We start from the raw sequence: 26,085 nt of genomic DNA on the forward strand, positions 1-26,085 counted from the left end.
ACTGTTGTCGTTCCCATCACAGAAGACAATTTAGTAGAAGGCAACGAAAACCTTACCCTTACCTTAGCTAATCCCAGTGCAAATACAGCAATAGGCACACAAAATACTGCCACATTAGAAATTATCGATAACGACAGCAGCGTTGAATTCGATCGAGCAAACTATCAAGTTAACGAAGATGGCACAGTAGTTGGTGTCGCCATAACTTTAAACCGAACCGGAGTTACCACAGGTACATCCAGCGTAGACGTACAACTAAGTAACGGGACAGCAACAGGTGGTGGTACAGACTTCGATAGCGCCACTAAAACTATCACGTTTGCTGCTAATGAAACAACTAAAAATGTCGTCGTTTCCATCACAGAAGATAGTTTATTTGAAGGAAATGAAAACCTTACATTAACCTTAGCGAATCCCACGGCTAACACCAGCATCGGCACTCAAAATACTGCCATTCTAGAAATACTTGATAATGATAGTCCACCTACGGTTGCTTTCTCGCAAGCAAATTATCAAGTCAATGAAAATGGTACAGTTGTAGGAGTGGCGATCGCAATTAACCGTACTGGCGACACCAGCAGTACATCGAGCGTTCAAGTACAACTAACAAATGGTACAGCTACAGGTGGTGCAGATTTTAACAATGCCACTCAAACTATTACCTTTGCTGCCAACGAAACGAGCAAAATTGTCACCGTTCCTATCACTGACGATAGTTTATTTGAAGGAAACGAAAATCTTACACTCACGTTAGTTAATCCGAGTGTTAATACAACGATTGGCAGTCAAAGTACGGCAAATATCACAATTGTTGATAACGACATTCCACCTACGGTTGCTTTCTCGCAAGCAAATTATCAAGTTAATGAAAATGGTACAGTTGTAGGAGTGGCGATCGCAATTAACCGTACTGGCGACACCAGCAGTACATCGAGCGTTCAAGTACAACTAACAAATGGTACAGCTACAGGTGGTGCAGATTTTAATAATGCCACTCAAACTATTAGTTTTGCTGCCAACGAAACCACTAAAACAGTCACCGTTCCTATCACTGATGATAGTTTATTTGAAGGGAAAGAAACCCTCAATATAGAATTAGTTAATCCCAGTGCAGGTACAAACATTGGTACTCAGAAAACAGCGACTCTAGAAATTATCGAGAACGACAGTCAACCACCCGATAATGGTAATTTACCTACTATTTCGATCGGCGACATCACGATCGCAGAAGGTAACAGCGGCACTACCCCAGCTAATTTTACTCTAACTTTGAGTGCGCCATCTAATCAAAGCGTTGTCGTTCAATACGCTACTGCTGACGGTACGGCGACAACGGCGGATAATGATTACAATGCTGTTGCTTCTGAAAGCATTACATTCAATCCAGGTGAAACTAACAAAATCATCAGCGTTGCTGTCAAAGGCGACATTAAAGTAGAAGGGAACGAAAACTTCTTTGTTAACTTAATTGGTGTTGCCAACGCGAATATTGCAGATCGGCAAGGCGTGGGAACTATCATCAACGATGATACCGAGGAAGATTGCTTTTGCGAACAACTTGTCCATCCTAATTTGGATACTTTCTTCGATGAGGGAGGAGAAGGTTATTTATTAGCACAACCCAATCAAACTAGCAATACCATTTCGGGTACAGAAAGCGACGATAATCCGATCGGTACTGATATTAATGATGAGATTTATGGCTTGGGTGGCGATGATTTTCTGGTGGGGAAAGCAGGCAGTGACAATTTTTACGGCCACAACGGTAAGGATACTATTTTTGGAGGAAGCGATCGCGACTGGATTTCTGGTCATGAAGGCGATGATGTACTCAACGGCAATCAGGACGGCGATATCATCAATGGCAATGAAGGCAACGATATCGTTAGAGGTGGTAAAGGCGAGGATATTGTACGCGGCGGTCAAGACAATGACCATATGTGGGGCGATAGTGGCAATGATACCCTGATGGGTGACAAAGGTAACGATACTATCTGCGGTGGTGTGAGCAATTTGGAAATAGGCGATGCCAACGGAAGCGACTTATTATTAGGTGGCGAGGGTGATGATTTCCTCAATGGGAATGAAGGAAACGACACCGTTTGCGGTGATGATGGCAACGATACGGTACGCGGTGGCAGAAACGATGATATCGTTTTTGGGGATGCTGGGAACGATCTAATTTTTGGCGATTTCGGTAGTGACAGTCTCTGCGGTGAGGATGGGGACGATACTATCTATGCAGGTAATGGTAGCGATACTCCCGTTGGTGATGTTGCTGAAAAAGATTGTTTGTGCGGCGGAGAAGGCAACGATTTGCTGTTTGGTAATGGAGGTGAGGATAAACTCAACGGCGATGAAGGTGATGACACTCTCTACGGGGGTAAACATAACGACTCTCTCACAGGTGGTGCTGGGAAAGATTGGTTGAGTGGAGATTTAGGTAATGATATGCTCAGGGGTGGCAGTGAAAGCGATCGCTTCTTCTTCTCACCCGGTTATGGCACTGACACGATTCTCGATTTTGAAGATAATATCGACTTGCTGGAATTAGGCGGTAATCTCAGTTATTCTGAACTGACAATTAAGGAAGGCAGTGGAGAAACTTTCATCAGCATTACCAAAACTGGAGAAATTTTAGTTACCCTCAAAGGTATCTCTGCCAATCTGATCGATCGGCAAGATTTTGTTGCCTTTTGAAGATATCTGTAAGCTCAGATACCCTAGAATTTAATAAAATCAGATTCTTGCTCAATCTGTAATATTTTTACCGAGAAAGTTGATAACGCAAACAGTTAGAAAGATGCAGGAGAAGAAGGAATAGTAACTGTGAAGGTTGTACCTATTCCTTCTTCACTTTCTACTGCGATGCTGCCGCCGTGTAATTCTAAGCATTTTTTGACAACGGTAAGTCCCAGTCCCGAACCTGGAATAGTGCCAACATTTTTGCCGCGATGGAATGCTTCAAACAAATATTTTCGATCTTTGGGTGGGATGCCAATGCCGCGATCGCTAATTCGGAAAGTAGCCATTCCCGCTACGCTTCCCTCTGCCGGTTCGCAAACTATGGTAAAATCAATATTACCTCCCTGCGGCGAATACTTAATCGCATTGGCGAGCAAATTTTCGAGAATTTTTTGCAGCAGTTTGTCGTCCATATAAGCAATTTTACATTTACCTTCACTGCGAAAATTAATTCTGTAGTTGCTGGCGGCGGCAATCTCTGCTTTTTTGACTAGAGCGCGGCAAATATTTTTGAGATCGATTAGTTTGGGATCGAACTCTAGCTTTCCGGTGTCGGCTCTATTGATTGTCAAAATATCATCTAATAATTGCGTCATGGTTTTCGCAGAGGCTTGAATGCGCTGGATATTCCTGAGCCTTTTCTCTTTTGTTAATTCTTCGTTGGCATTTTCCAGTAATTGAGCCGAAGCTAAAATAGCGCTGAGGGGACTGCGAAAATCGTGAGATGCCATAGTAAAAAAGCGGTTCTGTAATTGGCTGATTTCTTTATCTCTTTCCAGATCCAGACTGATCTCTTCTGCCTGCTTGCGATCGGTTATATCTATCGCTGTACCGAGTATTTGTTCTGGCGTACCGTCGGCATTTCTGGTAAAGATGATATCCCAGGAGTGAAACCAGCGCCATTCTCCGTAGATATTTTTGATGAAAAATTCGTGTTCGAGTACTTCACCATCCTTAACTGTGGCAAATCGGTTTTTGATTTCGGCAAGTTTCGGCAAGCAGTCTGGGTGAAAAATTTCTGTAAAAAATGTCGATCCCATTGCTTGAATTTGTGATGGCGTGTAACCAAAACAGGGATAAGCTTGGCGATTTATGTAGATATTACGTTTTTGCTTGAGATCGAAGATATAAATTAAGTTGGGAGTTGTGTTCGCAATTTGCTGAATTAAACGCTTTCTTTTCCGCAGCGCCAACTCTGCTTGCTTGCGATCGCTGATGTCCCGCAGCAACCAACCCAAGGCGACTGGTTTGCCTTCGCGATCGCGCATCAGAGTCACCCTAGCACTGGCGTTAATTGGTTCGCGATCGCACGGCACAAGCAGCACGTCCCATTCTTGCACGGAATTGCTCAGGCGCATCCGCCTCGTCAGTTTGGCGTGAAACAACCGACGCTGTTGTTCGGCGACAAAAATTACCAAGGGTTTACCCGCCAAAAATTCCTGGGACACGTTGAGTAGAGTTGCAGCGGCGCGGTTGGCTTCCTGAATTACCCCTTGCGAGTCCGTAACCAGGTAACCATCCGGTGCCAAATCGAACAAATCCTTGTAGTGCTGGCCTTTGGCTTGTGCTGCTTGACAAGCCGCTAGTTCCTCTTTTAAAATGCAGAGTTTTTCTTGGCCAACCTCTAGTGCCAAGGTGTTCTCACATTGCTCGCAGGCTGTTTCGTAAGGCTCGATGTTTTTAGGAATCGCGGACATCTTTACTTCCTTCTCCATTTTACCAAATAGAGTGCTACTTCTATCTTGTAACTTTTGCAACGCCCTTCAAATCCCCCAATCTAAAAGCTAGTTTATATTTTTTTTAAGTAAAGTATATTTTTCATCTTTATGTGGTATGAATGCAGAGCGATCCCGTAAGTAAGGCCGTGTTGTGCAAGCTCTTGTTAAGTTTCGATCGCTTCATTTTCCTTAACTTTCAGGAGTCAGCTGCTAAAAGCTTTGAATTAAGAAGCTTTCCTGCTTTTCCCCCCTCACCCCATCACTTCTAGATCCCTCGTTGTCCCGTGGAAATGCCTAATTAGTTGCCATCTATATTATTAATGTTTGTCAAATCCTGTAATAATTTAATGAAAGGGCAGAATTCTCCTGCTTACCCTGAGAAAGATCGGGGCTAACCATACGGGGATCGGCCTAAAATGACAGACTTTTTATTGGCATCACCCTCAATAAAGAGGGCTGAAGTCGGCTGTTTTTTGTCCAAACATTGTTTAATCTCAAACCAATTTGTTTTAAATCATTCTCCCTAAAGCAGGTATACAGTTTTGTAGTTTTTGCATCCGTTCACCTTTAAATTTGAAAGATATCTCCACTATGAGGATTCTCCTAGTCGAAGATGATTTGTTGGTTGCTGAAGCCCTATCAGAAGCCCTGACCGATCAGCGTTATGTAGTTGATGTCGTCCACGATGGGGAATCTGCTTGGCAACAAATCAAAACCCTTTGCTACGACTTGATTCTGTTAGATGTGATGCTTCCGGAACTGGATGGGCTGACGCTTTGCAAACGATTGCGATCGCACGGTTACAGCCTACCTGTAATCATAATTACAGCCCTCGACACCAGCACGGATAAAGTCAACGGATTGGATGCCGGAGCAGATGATTATATCGTCAAACCGATCGATCTACAAGAACTATTTGCGCGGATTCGCGCCTTACTGCGACGAGGAATTTTTTCTTTACCGCCAGTTTTGGGGTGGGGAAATTTGCGCCTCGATCCAAGTACTTATGAAGTCGCTTATCAAGATCGATGTCTGCATTTAACCCCCAAAGAATACTGTTTGCTGGAACTTTTTCTCCGTAACGGTCGGCGGGTATTGCCCCGCAGTGTGATCATCGAAAGAATTTGGTCGCTGGAATCTCCCCCAGAAGAAAGTACTGTAAAAGTTCACATCAAAAGTTTACGCAACAAACTCAGATCGGTAGGAGCCCCTAATGACTTGATCGAAACGGTTCACGGTGTAGGTTATCGCCTCAAACAACAAGAATCTCAGCTTGTGGGCAGCTATCGTAATTAGTGCGATCGACTAATTGTAGCGCTCTCTAGCATCTCAATAGTGCCGGAGAGCGCATCGATTTGTACTTGCACGCCAATTGGCAAAGTAAACTTATCTTTAATATGACCGATCGCCGCACCGTACCAAGCGGGAATTGCCAATGGTTGTATGTGTTCCCTTAAAACTTGCATCAGTGTGAGCGATTTTTCCCGATCCTTTGGATCGCAATTAGTACATTGTCCAAAAATAAAACCAGCAATTTGGTTGAGAATTCCTGCCAGTTTCAGTTGCGTCAGCATTCGGTCAACTCGGTAAACTTCCTCTTCCACTTCTTCCACAAATAAAATAGTTTGTTTCCAGTCAGGCAGATAAGCAGATCCTACCATTGCTGCCAACACAGATAAATTGCCACCCACCAATTTACCCTTAGCTTTTCCGGGGGTAATTGTTTGCGGACAAATAGGAGTAGTGGTAGTTTCGCCGCTGCTAGCGGGATTTTGCATTACCACATTTTCACCATTAAACAAAATCCGCTTGGCGTAATTTGTTGTAAACTCATTCCAAGTGGATGTTCCCACTGGCCCATGAAAAGTTACCACACCACTTTTGACATAAATTGCTAACAGCAACGAGGTAATATCGCTGTAGCCCATAATAATTTTTGGATTGTTGCGGATGAGTTTGTAATCCAATAATGGTAAAATGCGATTGCAACCCCAACCGCCTCGTCCGGCGATGATTGCCTGCACTGATGAATCGGCAAACATAGCGTTGACATCGGCAGCGCGATCGCTATCTTTACCTGCGAGATAACCGTAGCGATCGAGCAAATGATTGCCCAATTTAATTTTTAATCCCAGCGATTCTAGCGTTTTCTTGGCATCTTCGATATCTTCCGCAGAAGTAACGCCAGCAGGGTTAATTAAACCAACTGTATCGCCTACTTTCAATTGGGGCGGTTTAATAATTTGTGATGGTGAAAAAGATTCAGCTTGCGCGATTTGTGGCAATTGGGTAGCTAATGCTGCCATGCCAAAAGTAGTGAGAAATTGACGGCGATCGTATGTCATTGGTAAGAAACCGGGTTTCTCAAGGTGGATTCAACAAAATTCTAGCTTTTTAAGCGAAAGAAACCCGGTTTATGGGGGGCGATCGAATGTCATGCAGGGGTGATAGTTTCTAACAGAGTTCTGAGGATAAGATAAGATGAAGTAGCACCTGGGTCTTGGTGACCGATGCTGCGATCGCCCAAATAACTCGCTCTTCCTTTCTTTGCCACCAAAGGTATCGTATTTTTCACTCCTTCCTCAGCAGCAGCTACCGCTTTTTGTAACGCTTCTGGGATATTGGCACCATCAGCAACTGCTTGCTTAAAAGCATCTTTAGCTGGTGAAAGTGCATCCAACATTGTTTGATCGCCCAAGTTCGCTTTCCCCCTCTGTACAACACCATCTATAGCAGCTTCAAAAAAAGCGATCGTATCTTCTTTGTTTAATTCCTGCTTTCCCGCAACTGCCGTACTCGCCCTCAAAAATAGAGTACCGTAAAGTGGGCCGCTAGCACCACCGACAGAGGAAATTAGAGTCATGCTAACTGTCTTGAGAATAGTACCGATATCTTTATCGGCGACACCGGGTAATTGAGTAATTACTTTTTGGAAACCGCGATTCATATTGATACCGTGATCCGCATCGCCAATCGCGGCATCGAGTTCGGTTAGGTAATCTTTATTCTGTTCTAAAACTATCGCAACAGACTGCAACCAGTCTAAAATGTGCTGTTTTGTAAGCATATTTTTAACTTTGTGATGAACAGCGATCGCAAAACTTAATTAAGTGTTGGTGAAACTCATCAGTTGCCCGCATATAGCAGGCGTGACCGGCATTTTCCAATACTATCTTATCGGCATTTGGCATCGCTTTCAGCAACTCGTCAGCAATTGCCACGGGAACGATCGTATCATTACTTCCCCAAATTGCCAGCGTCGGCAATTGGATGCCTTGCAATTGCTGAGTAAACATCATAATTCCCACAGGTGCAACAGGCACAAACCCGCTCAACTTTTCTGAATGATTGACAACAAAAGGAAGGCTATAATTTCCACTCATGGATGGAGATATTAAAACTGGTTTATTTAACTTTAATACCTCAATCAATTCCAGCAAAAACTCTCCAGGCGAACCAGATATTCTCTCCGAACTTCCATATCCGGGAACATCCACAGCAACTGCCCTGTATCCTTTCTCAGCTAATAGATTCAGAGTACCGATATCTTTCCATGTTTGGGAACTAAAACTAGCGCCGTGGAGAAACAGCACCGATTTAGTATTCGTTTCTCCCGATTCGAGATAATGAATGTTTGCACCCTGAGTATTGACAAATTTAGAATTGATAGCTGCGGTCATAATATTACATCCCCCAACGGAAAGCAGGTGTTTTGACTGGCGCATCCCAAAGTTTAATAATTTCATCATCCATTTTAAGCAAAGTGATAGAACAACCTTGCATTTCCAACGAAGTGATGTAAGAATTGATCGAATTTCGCACAATCTTCAATCCCTTCTTCTCACAGATTTGTGCCAATTTCCGATAAACAATATACAACTCAGACAGAGGAGTACCGCCCATCCCATTGACAAAAGCGAGAACCGAATCGCCACTTTGGAACGGTGGGTCAGTCAATTCCACCTCTACCCATTCTCCTGTATCCGCATCCCATTCGCGTACCGTGCGCGTATAAGCTGCATCTTCGATAATCGAAATAGCCAACATTTCCGTAATTTCATCCGCCGATTTCAGCGACATTCTTTGCCGTCCCGGTTCTCCATGAATACCGATACCCACTTCCATTTCATCATCACCGAGTTCAAAAGTGGGCGAACCTTTCGCGGGTACAGTGCAGGAAGTCAGCGCCATTCCCATGCTGCGTCCGTTGATATTAACTTGGCGACAAAGATTGGCAAGTTGCTTCAAATTATATCCCGCTTGTGCAGCAGCGCCGCAAATTTTTTCAGCCAACACAGTAGTGCCAACACCCCGCCGACCTTGCGTGTACAAACTATCTTTAACAGCGACATCATCATCAATTAAAATATTGGCAACTTGGATATTTTCTGAATGTGCGAGTTCCGCCGCCATCTCGAAATTCATGATATCGCCGCTATAGTTTTTGACAATATTCAAAACACCAGCACCACCGTTTATCATTTTGGCAGCTTCTAACATTTGGTCGGGCGTAGGTGAGGTGAAAACTTCTCCCGGACAAGCAGCATCCAACATTCCAAAACCGACAAAACCGCCGTGCATCGGTTCGTGTCCGCTACCCCCGCCGGAGATAATGGCAACTTTGTTGTGAATTGGTGCATCAGCGCGGTAGATAAAGTGGGGGTCAAAGTGGACTTTGATGAGGTCGGGATGGGCGAGTGCCATGCCTTCCAGACTTTCGCGTACTACGTCGTTGGGGTTGTTGATGAGTTTTTTCATATTCGAGTAAATTAGTTTTTAACTAAGTATTTAAAGCTCGTCTACTTCTGGCAAGTAGCTATTGGCTTCACTGGTTAAACAATAGCAGCAACGTGCGCGATCTGTTTGTGAAATTTGATTTCGTAAACTTTCTGAAATGTATGTAGACATCAACTAAAAGTGTACTCTAACTCGATAATCTCCTATCAAGAATATTTCTAACTATCACCCTCTATTTGTAATATCTTTCTGCCAATCCATTCGGCAATTCCGGGGACGACTGCGTTGCCAAGGAGTCTCCCTCGGCGACCGTCCATCCGGGAGGAAACCCCATCAATCTTTCCCACTCTGTCCAAGTCAAGTTTCTCGCCACAGAGTATTGGTCGGTCTGAATGACCTCCTTGATGTCCTCCAGTTTGGGCGCGTAGCGTGGGGCAGACGCTTTTTGCCAAGGTATACCCGAAGCCACCGCGACGTTGTACCACAAGCGGAGTGTCTCCGATAGCGCTTTCACGAATACTCGATCGAGTTTGCGTCCGGCTCGATTTTCGCGTCGCAGAATCCCCAGACAATTCGCTGCTGTCAGTAAAGATTCGATAGGCACGTTTCGATCTAAAACTGGCAATAAAGAACACTCTATCTCGGTCGTGAGGTATGCCCGTATGGAGAGCGTTACACGATAGCCATCCCCCCAAATACCCGTGCGTTTCCAGCGTGTCGATAACGACCTCAAGAGCGGTTCCTTGCTCTGCCGAGAGTACCCCCGGCACATTTTCCAAGACCAACCACGCTGGCTGAACTTCTGCAACAAGTTCCATAAATTTGTAGAAAAGTCCGCTTCTTTCTCCTGCAAGTCCTTTTCGTTCTGTGTTGGCATTGCTGAGGTCTTGACAAGGCCATCCTGCACACCATAAGTCAGCGGCAGGGATAGTTGAATAAACGAGGGTTGTGATGTCTCCATGAATGGGTATTTTAGGCCAGTGCCGTTTCAAAATTTTTTGACAAAATTCATCAATTTCACATTGAAATACTACTTGCATTCCTGCTCTTTCAAAGCCAAGATCGAAACCTCCAATTCCAGAAAAAAATGACGCAACTCGCATTATTGTACTTCTTTGCTTAAACAGTTTCATAACAGCTTGTAGGTTTTAGTAACTTTATAGACGAAAATCGTCTACCAAGTCACCACGCCTCAAGATATCATCCTCGATCGTAGTTGAAAAATATAGTTCTCAAATGGGCGAGGCTAACATTAGCGGCCCAAGAATCAGGCAGGCTCGTGAAAGGTTGGGGTGGCAGCAGAGTGAACTAGCTGCTGCGCTGGAAGTAGACTTTAACATCAAGCTGGATCAATCTGACATCTCTGAGATAGAGCGGCAAAAACGCGGTGTCAAAGACTTCGAGTTAGATGCCATTTCTCGGCTGCTGGGAGTAAGTCCTGTCTGGCTTTTGCGCGGAGAGGAGGCTTCCTCCCATGAGTGATATGGAGGTCAACCGTGAGGAATGGCTCACAAATGCCTGCGCGGGGTTTGTTAGCACTAAACCAGCTAATAGAAATTATTACAGATTAATACTAGAAACCCTCTGGCCTCCAGGACATGATATACCAGGCCCAGTAGTTCCCTTATCGCGTATACGTCAAGTAATAGATGATTTTAGAGGCACAGGCGAACCTTACCAAGATGTACCCAGACGGATACGAGAATTGCAAGGGGAAGAAGGCTTTTTAGGAATAGTTAGGTTAGGTAGTGGCAAGAAAACAAGGTATCAGCTAGCCAGTTTAGAAATCGGCCCTCAACGAGAACAAAGAATCAAACTAAGTAACGCTTTTTGGGAAAAAATTATAACTAAATATCAACATCGTTGTGCCGTCTGTGGCAGGCAACCACCAGTGGTAAGTCTAGAACAAGACCACAAGATTCCGCGTCTTAGGGGTGGTGGTAACGAAGAAGACAACTGGCAACCTTTGTGTAGAGAATGCAATAACTTTAAAAGCACTGCCTGCCGAGGATGTGACCTTCAGTGCAATGAGTGCGCCTGGGCATTTCCTGAAATGTTTGCTCCCCTGAAAATTTCTGCATCTAACATTCAAAGGTTGAGGGATATTGCTGTTAAAAAAGGAGTTAGCCCAGATTTATTAGTAAATGAAATAGTAGAGAGATATTTGAAAGGCCAAATCTAGGAAATAAGCTGGCTGCGATCGCACCCATCATACTCCAAAAATAAACAACCTTACTATTCCCATCTACACCAATCTAAATTGCGCCCAATTAGCAACTCTGTCATCTTCGCATGATGGGTATTTTTCATCGCCACAGCCTGCGTATCAAATCCGTGTTTTTGTGCCAGTTGCCGCACCTCTTCAGTATTATCGTAAGTCATTAGGAAATCGCCTGCGATCGCACTTGCCAACCTAAACAGTTCTTCATGGCCAATCTCGGAATAATTATATAAGCGACTGCCAGCCTTTTTACCCGCTGCTGTATACGGCGGATCGATAAAAAATACCGCGTCAGTAAGATAAGCATTTGCCTTTAAAACTTCCATCCCATCGCCTTCAATAAAAGTGATGCGATCGCGCCTTTTCATAATTTCTATAATTCTCTTTTTCAGGGTCTCAGGATACCAGCGCGATTTTAGCCCTTTGCCATTTTCACCACTTTTGAGCATCCCCGCACCCGCTGCTAAAATACCACCCCGATTAACACGGTTTTTCAAAATAGTTTTAAATGCTTTTTCTTGAATTAAAATATTTTTTTCATTTAGCACTGTATTTACCGAGGTCTGCGATAGATTAAAGTTAACAATTTGAGCGGCTAACCATTCGGCATCACCGTTGATAATGGTATGCCAAACAGCCGCCACTTCGTCATCTATTTCCACCATTGTCACATGATTTGCCAAATTTTCAAAAGCAACGGTTAGACTGACGATACCACCACCAGCAAAAGGTTCAATAAACTCAGATGGTTGCTTTTCTAAACTATCTAGCCATTGTCTAATTCGGGGTACTAACCAAGTTTTTCCACCTGGATATCGAAAAGGACTGCGCTGGGGAACTGAAGCAACATTGGTAATGGAATCGAGTTGGCTATTATCAAACAGGTATAGTTGTTCCATTCAAAAATTATCACAGGATATCTAATAAGCTGGGGGCGTCTGGAGGATTATCCAATCTTTCATCTAACTTTGATTGTAAATGACCGATAAAATCCTCGATCGCACCAGTTTCAGGAATTGTAATCATTTCCAGTGCTGGGTAAAATTGAGTATACACAGTACGAGAGCGAGATAAGTGATACGAGTTTGTCTCAGGATTATGCTTGAGGTCGTAAATCAGCCACGCGATATCTGCTTCTGCCTTGTCAACTTCTGGCAAAGTTGGTAGCCTATTGAAAAAGCCTTTATGCAATGCTACAGCCTGCTTTTTATTCCAATTTTTCAATATTCCACCTTTATAAATTAACTGCGGTGCCAGCCGTTTACGCGAAGAAGATAGATAATCAGGACGAGGATAGTTTTTTTGTCCTGCCCAATCCATATTCGAGCGATTACTAGGGTCTTCCATATAATACTCAAATGGCTGACGCACGTTCCCAGAAATGTAGACTGCTTGAATTTCCAATGCTCCAAAATCAATTATGCGACCTCGGTCATTATATGCAACCAAAACCACATCAATATTGCCAGCCGACATTCCATTTTTATCATTGAGTCTAATTTCCGTTAGGGAAGTCCAAGTTGTGTTTTCTGGGAAAAAGAAAAAAGCTGCATCCTCTGCAATCAGCCAATCTTGGCGGAAGCGAATCGGACAGGTAATTGCTATCTCATTCCCTTCAAATACACTGCAAACTCCTAACGGATCGTTGGCTTTATCTTTGGTGCAAGAAGGAACTTTATTATTATAAGGACAAAGGCGATTTCGGCGATAACGTTCTGCTTCTGGCGAAAGGTTGTCTGGCGGGAATCCAAATACCTCTGCCAGAGGTTGCTTTGGCATGAGAATTTATTCTCCTGTAATTGATTGAGTATACTCTAACTCAGTTTTTGGGTATGCGATCGCACTCCCCTTTATTCCACGTCGCTTTCCAAATTCGCTTCAAAACCGTAGGCAATCAAATCATTGAAATCTAACTCAAAAACTTGCTCTATCTTTGTCGTTGAGGAATTCATCTAAAACTTGGTTGCGTTTTTCCAAGCGTTGTTGGAGTTGTTCGCATCGCTTTTGGATAGCTGCTTTTATTTCTCTACCAGTTTTGGGAAATACGATGTTCATGGGTGTTAGTCCTTTGTTTTATCTAAATTGGATGATGGTTAGCTGTAGACTTGAGGATTCACGCAATAAGGCAACTTTTCGCCTTGCAATCCCGCTGCTAAATTGGATGCTGCCATCATTGCCATTTTATCTCGCGTTTGGCGACTGGCGCTGCCAATATGCGGCGTAATAATAATGTTATCTAAAGTTAGTAACGGGCTGTCTAAAGGAATTGGTTCTGGATCTGTTACATCTAAAGCAGCACTAGCTATTTTACCACTTGTCAAGGCTCGATATAAAGCATCGGCATCGACGATCGAGCCGCGTGCAGTGTTAATTAAAATTGCATTTTGTTTCATTATTTGAAACTGGGCATCGCTAAATAGGTGATAGGTATCTTGAGAAAGGGAGGTGTGGATAGTTACAAAGTCTGACTCTGCCAATAAAGTATTAAATTCTCTGTATTCCAAACCTAATGATTCTTCCAAAGAAGCTTCTAAACGCTGTCTGTTATAATACAAAATCCGCATTCCGAAACCAGCCGCCCGACGCGCAACTGCTTGTCCGATGCGTCCGCAACCAACGATTCCCAGGGTTGCGCCGCTGAGATCTGCGCCTAATAATAAGGTGGGTTCCCAAGTTTTCCATTCGCCGGAACGAGTAAATTTATCTGCTTCTAATATGCGCCGCGATGCTGTCATTAATAACGCCCAAGTTAAGTCGGCTGTGGCATCAGTTAGCACGCCGGGAGTGTGTCCGACGGGGATGCGTTTGGCGGTGGCTGCGGCGATGTCAATGTTATCGTAGCCGACTGCCATTTGGCTGATTACTTTGAGGGAAGAAGCTGCTGTTTCAACCAAATTTCGATCGATTTTGTCTGTTAATAGGCAGAGTAATCCATCTTTACCTTTGACTTTTTCTAATAAGATTTCGTAGGTTGGCGGTAAGCGATCGGGCCAAACTTCGATTTCGGCAATTTGGTGCAGCATTTCCATGCCGATATCTGGTATAATGCGGGAGACAAATACTTTTGGTTTTGACATTTTTAAATTTTAGGTTTTTTGATTACTGTTTGCAGATAGTTTGTGGAGGCGATTTCGGCTTGCGATCGCACCACAAATTCGGGTGTTTTTAGTGCATCCCTCAACTGCCGATAAAAGTTTATCGTGTGTTGGAGCGATCGCGCAATCTCATCAGCATCGTGTTTCGCCGGAATAGTCTGACAAAAATCGGGTAACAAATGGGGAAGTTCCTTCTCCAAATTACGCACGCCGCGAGGTTTTAATCCCGCTTGTACTTTCGCTAATGGGGCAAGAACCATCGCACGCATATAAGAAATAACATCGATAACATCAAAAAGTTCGCCTCTGCCTAATTTGCCCGCACAGTAGTGAATCCACACCCAAAATCGGTCTTCAATCCACTGTAAATCCGGTTTTGGATAGTCGCGTGGATTATCTAAAATAGTTTGGGTGAGTAAATTTTCGCGCTCCCACAAAATAAGGGGATTTTCGATGCGATCGCTTTTAAAGCTCTCCCACAAAACAAACTTCAAATCGACGTGGATGAGCGGATTTTCATAAAGACAAATTAGGAGTCGCGGTTCGCCAACGTGTTCGCCAGTAAATGCCGCCAGTAGGGAACCAATATTCCTAGCAATTTCCTGTCTCTCTTGGAGAACTTGTTCGTAGTGAATATCATCTACGACAAGCACCAAATCGATATCCGAATATTCATCCATTTCCCCAGTCAAATAGGAACCACCGATAGCGACTCCCAACAAGCGTTTATCTTGCTTCAAATTCGCAATAATATGTTCTAAAAACGAATGATGTGCTTCAGGAATGGACATATTATTTTTTCGTATTTTTGAAAAAATTTTATGATGTATCTGTGCCAAGTGTACCTATATTCAACGAAACTACCTTACCAAGTTCATAAAAATTATTGACAAATAGCGCAACGGCACAAACGTGAGAACTACAAGCACCAAACCTGCCACTAAACTTAGCAAATATAAAGCTAATAAGGACAACCTTGTTGTCAGGCTAGCATAAGATTCCTGGTGACGTTGGCTAATATCTTTAGCAAGTCTATATTTTTGGGCAAAATTCAGCGAACCGTACCCAGATTTTTTGATAGTGTGGAAAATGGAAGCCAGCAAATTTTCGGCATCCTCATTTTGGTGGAGACGCATCTGCTGTAGTTTCTGCAAAACTTTGGCGCTACGAAAGCTGGAAGGTATAGTAATAGCAACTAAAAATCCCACCGGTAGCAAAGGTGCTTCTCCCAGTCCAAAACCTGCAAATATAAAAATGCTCACCGTAATAATTTTGAAGAGAACATCTGTATAAGGATGGCGAGAAAACAGGAGTATATTAAGGATACGCCCTCCATCCAGAGGCATGATGGGTAATAAATTTAAGTAGTTGATAACTACTAGCAAACTGATTGCCATAAACAAAACTTTAGAGTCATGGATATTACCATTAGCCTGCATGGTAATGCCAATACCAGCGCCCAGAAGTAACCCTGGAAGTGGCCCCGCAAGCAAAACTATAACTTTTTCGCTGAGTGTGGCATTGTCTTTGCGTCCGGTCGCCGCCGCCCCAAAAAATGGTAGGAAAAAAATCGATGTGTTTTCATAACCGTACAGTTTCATTGCGAGCCAATGCCCTAACTCGTGGAGAAAGAGAACAGCAATCAGAATTAAGAGAGTTTCAGCCTGAAAAAATGCTGTAAAGGAAAGAACAAATAACACTAAACTTACTATCAAAAACCAGAACTTGAAATTTTTCTTGGCGCGTCTTTGTTCCCATTTATCAAGAATACAGAATGCTTCAACTTCAACTTCAACAGGAATTTCTACATTCTCAAGCGGGGACATTTTTGCCCTAGCTGCGCGTTGCTTGAGCAATTTCGTGTACTTGGATGTACCCCGTTTGATCTTGATAGCTGTTTTCAGGGCTGTTAGGACGGTGATATCGAACAAGTCTTGGCCTTTTTGACGGGTAATTTGTTTGGAAACTAAAAGATGGTTGATATATGCAGCTTGGTGGGAGTCGATAAATTCAACAAAAGCTTCCAATGATAGATTTCGGGGCTCTTTGTCACTTGTTAATTCATCGAGTTTTTCTTGATGAGCTTGCCACTGCTCCTCAGTTGTGACCGCATAAGGATCTTGTATAATTGTGGCAGGCATTTCTCCGATGATAGAGTGAACGAGTCCGTTCATGGTTAGCAGTACAACGCCATCTTCAAAGTATGTGTAGAAGGAAATATTAGCTTGGTTGCCACGGTCTGGCAAAGCCGACATGACTGCGTGTGCAAATGTCTGGCAATTTTTGTTGAATAGTAGAACTTGCCAGCGTTTTTCCGCAAAGATGGTTTCTTCTTGGCAGTAACAACAGAATTGAAAGCCTAGTTTTTTAATTTCATTCACAGGCATTTTGAACAATTCTTTTACATAATCTGGTGTCTTGTTGTCGCGATCGATCGTTATTTTAGAGTACTGAAGAGTTACGTTTAAAAGTCTTTGAAAAATCAGAAAGTAGCCGGCTCCTACTAACAATCCATAGATGGCTAATCCGTAGATTAAGTATTGCATATCGTTTGCTGCTGTTTCAATATCCGCTATTTTACCTATTCGATTATAAGAGCAGAAACTGAGAAAACACTTACTCCTTTCCCCTTTAAAGAATATCTATGAGACCACAGACGAAAACCCCACCCCCAACCCCTCCCCGTCTACGGGGAGGGGAGCAAGAGATGAGGGGCAGAGGAGAAAAACAATGATAAATAATCTTCTGGCAGGAAGAAAGTAACATTTCGTAATTTAGCGACAGGTATCAAATAATACTTTTTATTTTGGGTAAATATAGTTTGATGATTTTATGCTTATCTTTAAGCGCGAAAACTCTAAAATTTTCCAAAAATAAAGTTATGACAGTACAACGGCAAGAGCTTTATATCAATTTGATCGAACAATTGTTTAAGTGTCCGAACGGTCAGGAACCAGAGGTTTTAGATGCCCACTTAGACTTGCTCGATGCTGGTTTGGTGCAAACAATGGTACAAATAGGAACGGTAATGGCCCATGAAGATAACCAAGATGGTGCTAAATTTTTATTTCATATTGCCCGCGAATTAGCTAAGCAATTAGGATTGTACCCGGACACATCAACTAGCTCTGCGATACAGCCAGAAGGCTAATTGGTTTATCTCAAAAACCCACCACACCCGCAGCGGGTTGTGGTGGGGGCGTTTAGGAGGAAAGACAGATAAAAACCGGCAGCAGAGTTTTTATTTAATTAATCAATAGATGAAAAAGGATATTTTTTAGTCTTCATCGAAAGCCGGGAAAGATTCCTCAAATTGCCATAAAGAATCTTTCTTTTCGACAAACCATCTACGAGTTTCTGGAGTCAATTTTTCCCAAATATCTTCTACAGGAATGTGAGGAGAGGCAAATTGATACTGCTTGCCCAGGCTGTGCAAATTGTCTACAACTTCCAAAGGAATTCCGAATTTTTCCCAGTCAACTTTTACATAGCGGCCTGAAACACCCCTAGCTGGATCGAAAACTAATTGTGCAGTCCTGATTAGGTCGGCAAAGTGTTGCGCCCTGAGTCCGGTTATTTTATGAATTTCGAGCATCGATCGTTTTCTCCATACATTGTCATTTTGGTAAATATGCGTGATTTCATCAAGTGTTAGTTCTGATTTTTTAGGCCAGTATTAATCATTTTACATGGAAGGGTTAAGCTAGACAATAATCTAGCTTCTAAAGAAATATGAAAGTATGTGAATGTATTTTAAATAACTTAAGTTGCTAGTTAGTTCCATTGGCTCTTGTTCGGAATAGATAATGAGTACGTTATTGTACTTTAGCAATCAAAGAGTGCTGAAGCACAACAACGTACCTACTGCAAAAGCCTTAATGATATATAGCTTAAACTACTCAATATCAACGAAAACTGTAACAGCAGCAACAGCAATTAGCATTTCATCATTTTTATCATTAAGTGAGGAAATTGCCCGCCCTTGAACTACCATACCGCCTTTTTCAACAGTGAGAGATTTGCGCCCAAAAGGTAGCACCGCTAATACTTCTTCTTGACGGACTTGTTCTGGGTAAGGAACTGCTACCTGGACTTCCACTATCATTTCATTTGGATTGCTCAAACCGGCGACTTCCCAAATACCGGGTAAGGCATTGTTGGCAATGGCATTGCGTACAGCTCGAGCGGCGGCGACGGTCGGTTCCTGTCCGTGCTGGTCAATTCCCATGCCCATTTCGATGATAAAGCGTTTGCGAGCCACAGCTACCTCTTGATTGTTTTAAGCCTATATCTTTATGTTTATAGTCTAATTAGGCGGAAAAAAACCAAGGAAAGCTTTTTTTAACCTTATCTGTCTTTTCTAAGTATTGTTGCGTATTTGAGCGCAAAAATTAGTGAAAAATATCAAACATCTACCTAGAGACAGATGACATAAATTGATGATAAACTTTTGATGCAGCGATCGATTCACTCATTTGCTGTAAAGCCGCTTTGCAGTAAAGATTGCTGTTTTTGCTTATTTTATGTGTTAAAGCAATGAAAAATCTGTTTTGGAAAGTCGAGCAATGCGATAAATGCAACACTTTAGCTGTCAAAAGTATTGATGAGTTTTGGGGATGCCTGCAATGCCGGGACTTACCTAAAGACGCTCTTAGCCTATCTTTAAGCGGCGTGTGTGTCTATTGCCGCAAACCCTTGATTCCACTGATGGAAGCTTGTCTAACTTGTGGAAATCAGCCGAGACAGTTTTGGGAAAAAGTGTCACCCAGCAGTTTGAGTAGAAGATAAGTTTAGCTTCCAAATTTTTGTGCAACATACTATGTGACTGCTTTAGCTGAATCTAATCAGTCTTTTGCCATTTACTCTTTTCGCTGGAAGACTTCTGATATCAATAGGGAAAATTTACCAGATTCGTCATATTTGGCGGTGAGTCGTTTGTACTCGTTTTTCGAGACAAATTTACCTGCTGCTATCTCAAATTCTTCACCAAATTCAACCTTTTTAGGAGCATTGACAACGACTCCATCTGGAAGGAAGAAGGTTTTGTTTTTACCAGCGTTTGCATCTAACACCAGTTGTTGAGTTTCGCTCGCAGCAGAAACCTTCAAATCGGGTGTCATATATTCTCTTTTTCCTATCCAATTACCGGAGATATTATCTACCTCTAACTCAGGCTTTTCATCGGGGAAGCTACCTAGTTTTTCGCGAATTAACGTCATTCTCTCTAAATCGCCAGTCTTTCCATAGATGGGAGTTAAGCTAGTTCGGAAATTTTCATGTTGTAAAAATAACTCAACGCCGAAATATTCTTCTTTTTCAAGTATTTTAGATACCGCAGCATTGACACCTTGGCCAAAAGACAGCGCCCTCATAGACAACAGAGCGGGGTGGATTATTCCATCAGGTTGGTTACAAGTTTCTTTCTCAATTTGCCAACTTTTTTCTCCCGTACTTCCGTCGGCATAGGTATAGTTATTGGTGTGAGTAATAACTGTTTTATCTTCGTTTGATCGAAAATTTCTCACACCTTGAAAAGATTCGAGAGCTTCTTTTTCAGGAGAATATCTAGTCCATATTCCGTGCCAAGCAATGCCCTCAGAGGTGATTTCTCCAAATAAATTTGTCCAATTTTGTTCTGGGCTATTCATAAGTGTTTTTAGTTGGTTTCAAAATCCGGTGATACTCAGACAGCAATGTTGTATACTTCTAGGCTGAAACTTGTGGATATAATATATCGGTAGTCATGTTACCCTCACTAAACTTTAGGTTTAATTTTTTGAATTTCAAGGTATTCTCTGACTGCTGCGGCTGAATCTAATTGTAACACGGCGGTGGCGATCGCTTCTGCTTCTGCCATCGTTAATTGGGAAATTGCTGTCTTGATGGCGGGAATTGCTGCTGTATTTACGCTCAATTCATCTACACCCAAACCTACTAAGATAGGTACAGCGTTTGAGTGGGAAGCCAACTCACCGCACACGCCTACCCAAATCCCAGCATTATGGGCAATTTGCACGGTTTGGGCGATCGATCGCAACACCGCAGGTGCAAAGGCATCGGCAAGATTTGCTACTTTGGGATTGGTGCGATCGCTTGCCATTATATATTGGCTTAAATCGTTAGTACCGATGCTGAAAAAGTCAACTTCTGCTGCTAGTTTATCGGCACAAATTACAGCTGCCGGCACTTCTACCATAACTCCCACTGCCATAGTTTCATCGAAGAGAATTCCGGCTTGGCGTAACTCTGCTTGTGCAGTCGCGAGAATTTTTTTAGCGGCGCGAATTTCCGTAACTGACGCCACCATCGGAAACATTACTTTAATCTTATATTGATGCGTCGTTCGCAAAATTGCTCTTAATTGTATTTTCAGTAAATCGGGGTAATCCAACGAAAAGCGAATGCCTCGCCATCCCAGGAAAGGATTGGTTTCTCGTGCGGAATGCAGATAAGAAATTGGTTTGTCTCCGCCGATATCCAAAGTGCGAATAATTAAAGGATGAGGTGATATAGTAGCAGCGATCGCCTCATAAATCTGCAACTGTTCTGCTTCAGTTGGCGGCGTGTGGCGATGGAAATATAAGAACTCGCTTCGCAGCAATCCTACCCCTGCTGCACCCGCATTCACAGCTACTTTGGCATCTGCGATCGAGCCAATATTTGCCATCACTTTGATTTCGCGTTTATCGCTAGTGATAGCAGGTTTTTGCGCTACTTCTTTTAATGCTATTTGTGCAGCCAAACGACTATCTCGTTTGGCTTGTAATTCTCTCAACTGCGCTTCATCTGGTTGCACCCACACCTCACCCGTTTCCCCATCCAAAACAATGAGAGTGCCATTTTCCAAGTGCAACAACTCCTCACTCACTCCCATCACGGCGGGAATGCCGAGCGATCGCGCCAGAATACCGCTGTGAGAATTAGCACTTCCGCTTACCGTACAAATACCCAACACCTTGGTTTTGTCTAACTGCGCCGTTTCCGAAGGACTTAAATCGTTAGCTACCAGAATGGCTGGCTCTGGCAAATTCAGAGGTGCTGTTGCTAAGCCTGTCAGCAATCGCAGCACTCGCTGTCCCACGTCCCGCACATCAGCCGATCGCGCCTGCAAAAAAGGGTCTGCCAAAGCTTCGTAAGTACGCGCTGTTTTATCTATTACCACCTTCCAAGCTGTGGTGCCAGGTAATCCATATTCAAAAATCCGCTGACGCGCCGCCTCTAGCACAGTTGGATCTTCCAAACATAACAAATGTGCATCGAAAATAGCCGCTTCTTGTTCTCCCGCTTCCGTAGCTGCATTTTGGCGGAGCATTTCAATTTCGCCATGAGCGGTGGCAATTGCTGCGTGCAATTTCTGCCATTCTGTCTGGGGATTATCTACTTGTATATCTTCTATTTCTGCAAATGTTTGTTGATACAAAAACACCCGTCCGATCGCAATGCCTGGAGATGCAGGAATGGCAGATAAAGAAGAGCGGGAGAGGGGGGGAGTGGGAGAGGAGAAGAGGGGGGGAGTGGCGGAATCTTTCAGAGATTCGCCAAAGTTATTTTCTACTAATTGCTGCAATGCTGCCAAAGCTTCATCTGCATCGCTTCCTGAAGCTGCGATCGCAATTTCATCCCCTCGACAAACTGCCAGCGTCACTAACTGATTTATACTTTTTGCATTGACCGCATCGCTGTTTGCAGAAACATTCCGCACCGTTATTTCACATTTAAATTTGCCAGCAGTGGCAACGAATTTAGCAGCGGGACGAGCGTGCAAACCCATCCGATTTTTGATAGTGAGATATATTTCTTTTGACCCCCCCCTCTGTCCCCCCCCGTCCACGGGGGGGGATGAAAGAAAAAGGTTTTGCACACTGTCTGCGGGGGAGAATTCCTTCCTGTTTCCCCCTCCGTGGACGGGGGGGGATGAAAGGGGGGGGTTCCCCAATTGAGATGCTTTTGCTGCCAATGCGCCTCGCGCTTCTGTTAAAACTTGCTCGATATCGGCACCGTTAGCTGCTTGAACAACGGCGGCAATAGCGCCTTCTACCAACGGTGCTTCGCAGAGTTTGACTTTATTTTGCTGTTCTTCTGACAGAAATTCCAAAGCCATTTCTGCACTCAAAACCGCGCTACCCAAGTCCATCAATACGATAACGCCATCATCGCTGTAAACTGATTCGATCGCCTGATGTACTTGTATAGGATCGGTGCCGAAAGGATTTTCCGGATCGTCAATTCCGGCGGCAACGGCTATTTTCACCTCGCCTTGCACCATTTGACTTGCCAATTCTTGCACCCCGGCTGCCAGTTTGGCACTGTGAGATACGATAACAATTCCGATCATTTTCGCTCTGCTAACTTAACCGGGCTGTACATTCCAGAATCAACCTTTGATTTATTAAAGCATAAGGTTGAATAGAAAGTGCTTCTCGAAAAGCTTGGATAGCAGTGCGGTACTCTCCCAGTCCGGCATAGCACAACCCCAAACCGTGCAGTGCGCCAAAATGAACTGGGTTAAGCTTGATGGCAATTTCACAATCTTCGATCGCCTTTTTATATTCTCCCATTGTGTAATAGAGAACTGCTCGTCGATTCCATGCTTCTGCAAAATCAGGCAAGTCAGAAATGACTTGTGTGAGTTCGTTTTCAGCTTGGCTAAATTCTCCTGCTTCAATCAAAATCTGAGCGCGACGCAGCAGTTCAAACCCGATCGCTCCCTTTTGGTGGAACCAGATGCGCCAGAGTTCTGATGTGGCCCGATCGCGCACTTCTTCATCCGGTTTTTTCAAATCTTCCAGCAACTTATTTATAGATGATTCATTCATGGTAATTTAAATGGGACTGGGGAGCGAATTGTCGGGAGGGCATCGCCCACACAAACGGTAATTGGTGGAAAATGCCTACCCTACATAATATCGTTTTTCAAGGCCAAATATTTCGCCAAAAAGGTGTCTGCTGAGTTTGAGTTACAGGCAGTTTTTTGCGAATCTCATTAATATTCCACCCGGTCAATTTAGCTAAAGTCTGCGCCTCCTGTTCAAATCGCGTTGCCAAAGCTCTTTTATATTGTTGTCCCGCTGAGCAGTTTGTCTCTCCTTCAAAAGCATGACGCAGAATATATCTGCCCTGGAAATTTTGGCGATTTGACGTTTCTTGGAACATCAAGTCTTCGGGAAACTTATCGCGAGTATACCGCACATGAAGTCGGGTGATGAAGACATTGCTTGGTTGAGATGGCGTTAGCCAAAAAACTCCCGCCTTACGCAATTCTTCTGGATTAAGTGGTTCGGCGGAACAAGGATCGCAGTTACTCATGTCCCAAGCGTATTCCAGAAAAGCGACTTTTTTGTCTTCTTGAGTATACGCTGTTTGGAACATTGCTTTATAAAAATCGCCAAATTGATTCTTGACAAAGACTGGTATTTCTGCATCTGATGGCACTTTGACTGTGCGGTAATTGGTAACTTCAGCTTGACCTTTTGGCGATAAGATATAAACAATTAAATCTTGAGCAGTGTTGGCGTTGACCATACCCAAACGAATCGGTAACATAAATTTGCTCGATTCGTAGGCAATTTGTAACGGTCTTAAGTATTGATAACCGGATTTTTGAAATGCTGCTAAGTTGACTTTCGCCACAAAGAATTTCATGTTTTGGCGAATGTATGGTTGCAGTAATTGACTCGCACCCGCAGGCATTTTATAACCGTTGCGTTGTAACCAAATTTGCAATCCGTTTGATTCTCTGGCGCTGAGAATTAAAATGTCGTATTCTCCGACACTAAACCGCGATTCTACCGTGACCCCTAAAGCGCGATCGCGTTCTCTAGCGCTTGCTAATGGGCGCGGCGGTGCTGCTGGGACTGCATCCTCAAATTGTCTGTTATTGTAAACCGCACAAGGATTTGGATCGAAATATTCCACCAATCTCGGCGCACTAAAAGCATCCAACCTTTCCATAATTTTGGGGTCGCCTACCCGCACCTGTTCTTTTTGCAAAACCACAGGAACGGGAACAACCAAGGCAAAATCTTTCACATCGCCTTGATAATCATTCGCCATCGTTAAAATCGTGCGACTTCCATCGCGGGCGATAATTACTTGCGAAGCTTGATTGTACAGTTTAGTATCTGCTTTAGCGACATAAAAACCGCAAAACGCCTCAGCGTCAGGGGTAAAACAAATAAATCCAACAAAAGCCAAAAGTAAGGTTATCGAAATCCGGAATAGTTTCATTACAAATTGTCCCTCTCTATATTTCACTGCCAAATATTTCGCCAAAAAGGTGTCTGCTGAGTTTGAGTTACAGGCAGTTTTTTGCGGATCTCATTAATATTCCACCCGGTCAGTTTAGCTAAAGTCTGCGCCTCCTGTTCAAATCTTGTCGCCAAAGCTCTTTTATATTGTTGTCCCGCTGCACAGTTTGTCTCTCCTTCAAAAGCATGGCGCAAGATATATCTGCCTTGGAAATTTTGCCGATTTGACGTTTCTTGAAATATCAAATCTTCCGGAAACTTATCGCGGGTATATCGCACGTGCAGACGAGTGATAAAAACATTGCTTGCTTGGTTAGGAGTTAACCAAAAAACTCCGGCTTTACCCAGTTCTTCTTGATTGAGAGGTTCGGCGGAACAAGGATCGCAACTACTCATATCCCAAGCATATTCGAGAAAGGCGACTTTTTTGCCTTCTTGAGTATACGCTGTTTGGAACATTGCTTTATAAAAATCGCCAAATTGATTCTTGACAAAGACTGGTATTTCTGCATCTGATGGTACTTTGACTGTGCGGTAATTGGTAATTTCAGCTTGACCTTTTGGCGATAAGATATAAACAATTAAATCTTGAGCAGTGTTGGCGTTGACCATACCCAGACGAATCGGTAACATAAATTTGCTCGATTCGTAGGCAATTTGTAACGGTCTTAAGTATTGATAACCGGATTTTTGAAATGCTGCTAAGTTGACTTTCGCCACAAAGAATTTCATGTTTTGGCGGATGTATGGTTGCAGTAATTGACTCGCACCGACAGGAATTTTATAACCGTTACGTTGTAACCAAATTTGCAACCCGTTTGATTCTCTGGCGCTGAGAATTAAAATGTCGTATTCTCCGACACTAAACCGCGATTCTACCGTGACCCCTAAAGCGCGATCGCGTCTACCTTGATTTGATTCTAATCGCCGAATATCTCCCCTTGGTACAGCTTCAGAACTAGGCGCAAATGGAGGAATTGCACAAGGATTGGGATCGAAATATTCCACCAATCTCGGCGCACTAAAAGCATCCAACCTTTCCATAATTTTGGAGTCGCCTACCCGCACCTGTTCTTGTTGCAAAACCACAGGAACGGGAACAACCAAGGCAAAATCTTTCACATCGCCTTGATAATCATTCGCCATCGTTAATATAGTACGACTACCATCGCGGGCGATAATTACTTGCGAAGCTTGGTTGTAAAGCTTAGTATCTGCTTTGGCAACATAAAAACCGCAAAACGCCGCTGCTTTGGGGGCAAAGCAAATGAAGGCAAGCAAAGCGAGAATTAAAGCGATCGGTATACGAAACAGCTTCATTG

Annotated in this window: 25 protein-coding genes; 6 read left to right on the top strand and 19 right to left on the bottom strand. The window is 43.4% G+C overall.

Translation table 11 applies throughout. The features are described from left to right. Positions 1–2,700 (top strand): Calx-beta domain-containing protein (locus tag ACE1CD_RS04395; RefSeq protein ID WP_374821859.1); only part of this gene is annotated, 2,700 nt, incomplete at its 5' end. A 95-nt stretch (positions 2,701–2,795) separates the two neighbouring features. On the opposite strand, the gene ACE1CD_RS04400 is transcribed toward ACE1CD_RS04395, so the two are convergent. Then, positions 2,796–4,442, bottom strand: coding sequence for an ATP-binding protein (locus ACE1CD_RS04400; protein ID WP_374821862.1), 1,647 nt, complete (start codon positions 4,440–4,442; stop codon positions 2,796–2,798). A 612-nt stretch (positions 4,443–5,054) separates the two neighbouring features. Here ACE1CD_RS04400 and ACE1CD_RS04405 point away from each other — a divergent pair. Then, complete coding sequence (locus ACE1CD_RS04405) at positions 5,055–5,759, top strand: response regulator transcription factor (RefSeq protein ID WP_374789720.1); 705 nt, start codon at positions 5,055–5,057, stop codon at positions 5,757–5,759. On the opposite strand, the gene ACE1CD_RS04410 is transcribed toward ACE1CD_RS04405, so the two are convergent. From ACE1CD_RS04410 to ACE1CD_RS04430, 5 genes are all read right to left on the bottom strand, one after another. Then, positions 5,756–6,808, bottom strand: coding sequence for an LD-carboxypeptidase (locus ACE1CD_RS04410; protein ID WP_374821865.1), 1,053 nt, complete (start codon positions 6,806–6,808; stop codon positions 5,756–5,758). The two genes, ACE1CD_RS04405 and ACE1CD_RS04410, sit on opposite strands and share 4 nt — an antisense overlap. An 89-nt stretch (positions 6,809–6,897) precedes the next feature. After that, entirely contained in the window at positions 6,898–7,530 is a 633-nt protein-coding gene (gene dhaL, locus ACE1CD_RS04415) for a dihydroxyacetone kinase subunit DhaL (RefSeq protein ID WP_374821868.1), read from the bottom strand. Between the two features lie 4 nt (positions 7,531–7,534). Continuing rightward, on the bottom strand, positions 7,535–8,143 hold the full coding sequence (locus tag ACE1CD_RS04420) for an alpha/beta fold hydrolase (RefSeq protein ID WP_374821871.1): 609 nt from the start codon (positions 8,141–8,143) through the stop codon (positions 7,535–7,537). 4 nt (positions 8,144–8,147) lie between these two features. Next, the gene (dhaK, locus tag ACE1CD_RS04425; protein ID WP_374821874.1) at positions 8,148–9,221 is read right to left on the bottom strand and encodes a dihydroxyacetone kinase subunit DhaK; all 1,074 of its coding nucleotides are present in this window, start codon (positions 9,219–9,221) and stop codon (positions 8,148–8,150) included. Between the two features lie 197 nt (positions 9,222–9,418). After that, positions 9,419–10,333, bottom strand: coding sequence for a DNA cytosine methyltransferase (locus tag ACE1CD_RS04430; protein WP_374821876.1), 915 nt, complete (start codon positions 10,331–10,333; stop codon positions 9,419–9,421). A 103-nt stretch (positions 10,334–10,436) separates the two neighbouring features. Between ACE1CD_RS04430 and ACE1CD_RS04435 the strand changes: the two genes are divergently transcribed. Together ACE1CD_RS04435 and ACE1CD_RS04440 are read left to right on the top strand one after the other, a co-directional pair. After that, positions 10,437–10,682, top strand: coding sequence for a helix-turn-helix domain-containing protein (locus ACE1CD_RS04435; protein ID WP_374821879.1), 246 nt, complete (start codon positions 10,437–10,439; stop codon positions 10,680–10,682). Beyond that, positions 10,675–11,382 carry an HNH endonuclease gene (locus ACE1CD_RS04440; RefSeq protein WP_374821881.1) on the top strand — a complete coding sequence of 236 codons (708 nt, stop codon included), beginning with the start codon at positions 10,675–10,677 and terminating at the stop codon, positions 11,380–11,382. The genes ACE1CD_RS04435 and ACE1CD_RS04440 overlap by 8 nt, the downstream gene beginning before the upstream one ends. Before the next feature lie 53 nt (positions 11,383–11,435). Here the strand turns inward: ACE1CD_RS04440 and ACE1CD_RS04445 are convergent, their stop codons facing one another. The 6 genes from ACE1CD_RS04445 to ACE1CD_RS04470 all read right to left on the bottom strand — a co-directional run bounded on the left by ACE1CD_RS04445 (position 11,436) and on the right by ACE1CD_RS04470 (position 17,062). After that, on the bottom strand, positions 11,436–12,320 hold the full coding sequence (locus ACE1CD_RS04445; protein WP_374800816.1) for a DNA adenine methylase: 885 nt from the start codon (positions 12,318–12,320) through the stop codon (positions 11,436–11,438). A gap of 10 nt (positions 12,321–12,330) precedes the next feature. Continuing rightward, complete coding sequence (locus ACE1CD_RS04450) at positions 12,331–13,200, bottom strand: NotI family restriction endonuclease (RefSeq protein WP_374821884.1); 870 nt, start codon at positions 13,198–13,200, stop codon at positions 12,331–12,333. Positions 13,201–13,335: 135 nt separating this feature from the next. Further along, a complete protein-coding gene (locus ACE1CD_RS04455) occupies positions 13,336–13,476 on the bottom strand; it encodes a hypothetical protein (protein ID WP_374821887.1) in 141 nt (46 codons plus the stop codon). 38 nt (positions 13,477–13,514) lie between these two features. Further along, positions 13,515–14,498: a 2-hydroxyacid dehydrogenase gene (locus ACE1CD_RS04460; RefSeq protein ID WP_374821889.1), complete on the bottom strand. Its 984-nt coding sequence runs from the start codon at positions 14,496–14,498 to the stop codon at positions 13,515–13,517. A 2-nt stretch (positions 14,499–14,500) separates the two neighbouring features. After that, complete coding sequence (locus ACE1CD_RS04465; RefSeq protein WP_374800824.1) at positions 14,501–15,307, bottom strand: nucleotidyltransferase domain-containing protein; 807 nt, start codon at positions 15,305–15,307, stop codon at positions 14,501–14,503. Positions 15,308–15,376: 69 nt separating this feature from the next. After that, positions 15,377–17,062: a site-2 protease family protein gene (locus tag ACE1CD_RS04470; RefSeq protein WP_374800826.1), complete on the bottom strand. Its 1,686-nt coding sequence runs from the start codon at positions 17,060–17,062 to the stop codon at positions 15,377–15,379. A 335-nt stretch (positions 17,063–17,397) separates the two neighbouring features. Between ACE1CD_RS04470 and ACE1CD_RS04475 the strand changes: the two genes are divergently transcribed. After that, the gene (locus ACE1CD_RS04475) at positions 17,398–17,667 is read left to right on the top strand and encodes a hypothetical protein (protein WP_374800828.1); all 270 of its coding nucleotides are present in this window, start codon (positions 17,398–17,400) and stop codon (positions 17,665–17,667) included. Positions 17,668–17,793: 126 nt separating this feature from the next. On the opposite strand, the gene ACE1CD_RS04480 is transcribed toward ACE1CD_RS04475, so the two are convergent. Beyond that, positions 17,794–18,111 (bottom strand): hypothetical protein, encoded by a 318-nt coding sequence (locus ACE1CD_RS04480; protein WP_374800830.1) that lies wholly within the window; start codon positions 18,109–18,111, stop codon positions 17,794–17,796. 300 nt (positions 18,112–18,411) lie between these two features. Further along, on the bottom strand, positions 18,412–18,777 hold the full coding sequence (locus ACE1CD_RS04485) for a Lin0512 family protein (protein WP_374800832.1): 366 nt from the start codon (positions 18,775–18,777) through the stop codon (positions 18,412–18,414). 275 nt (positions 18,778–19,052) lie between these two features. Here ACE1CD_RS04485 and ACE1CD_RS04490 point away from each other — a divergent pair, with 275 nt between their 5' ends. Next, positions 19,053–19,304: a hypothetical protein gene (locus ACE1CD_RS04490; protein ID WP_374821892.1), complete on the top strand. Its 252-nt coding sequence runs from the start codon at positions 19,053–19,055 to the stop codon at positions 19,302–19,304. Between the two features lie 71 nt (positions 19,305–19,375). Here the strand turns inward: ACE1CD_RS04490 and ACE1CD_RS04495 are convergent, their stop codons facing one another. The 5 genes from ACE1CD_RS04495 to ACE1CD_RS04515 form a co-directional block, all read right to left on the bottom strand. After that, positions 19,376–20,164: a DUF3598 family protein gene (locus tag ACE1CD_RS04495; protein WP_374821895.1), complete on the bottom strand. Its 789-nt coding sequence runs from the start codon at positions 20,162–20,164 to the stop codon at positions 19,376–19,378. Positions 20,165–20,271: 107 nt separating this feature from the next. Continuing rightward, the gene (gene ptsP / locus ACE1CD_RS04500; RefSeq protein WP_374821898.1) at positions 20,272–22,851 is read right to left on the bottom strand and encodes a phosphoenolpyruvate--protein phosphotransferase; all 2,580 of its coding nucleotides are present in this window, start codon (positions 22,849–22,851) and stop codon (positions 20,272–20,274) included. Between the two features lie 10 nt (positions 22,852–22,861). After that, entirely contained in the window at positions 22,862–23,332 is a 471-nt protein-coding gene (locus ACE1CD_RS04505; protein ID WP_190473801.1) for a tetratricopeptide repeat protein, read from the bottom strand. 97 nt (positions 23,333–23,429) lie between these two features. Beyond that, positions 23,430–24,743, bottom strand: coding sequence for a DUF2330 domain-containing protein (locus ACE1CD_RS04510; protein ID WP_374821901.1), 1,314 nt, complete (start codon positions 24,741–24,743; stop codon positions 23,430–23,432). Positions 24,744–24,766: 23 nt separating this feature from the next. Further along, positions 24,767–26,083, bottom strand: coding sequence for a DUF2330 domain-containing protein (locus tag ACE1CD_RS04515; protein WP_374821902.1), 1,317 nt, complete (start codon positions 26,081–26,083; stop codon positions 24,767–24,769). Positions 26,084–26,085 lie beyond the last annotated feature (2 nt).

Source organism: Aerosakkonema sp. BLCC-F183 (assembly GCF_041929145.1).
In the GTDB taxonomy this organism is placed as follows: domain Bacteria; phylum Cyanobacteriota; class Cyanobacteriia; order Cyanobacteriales; family Aerosakkonemataceae; genus Aerosakkonema.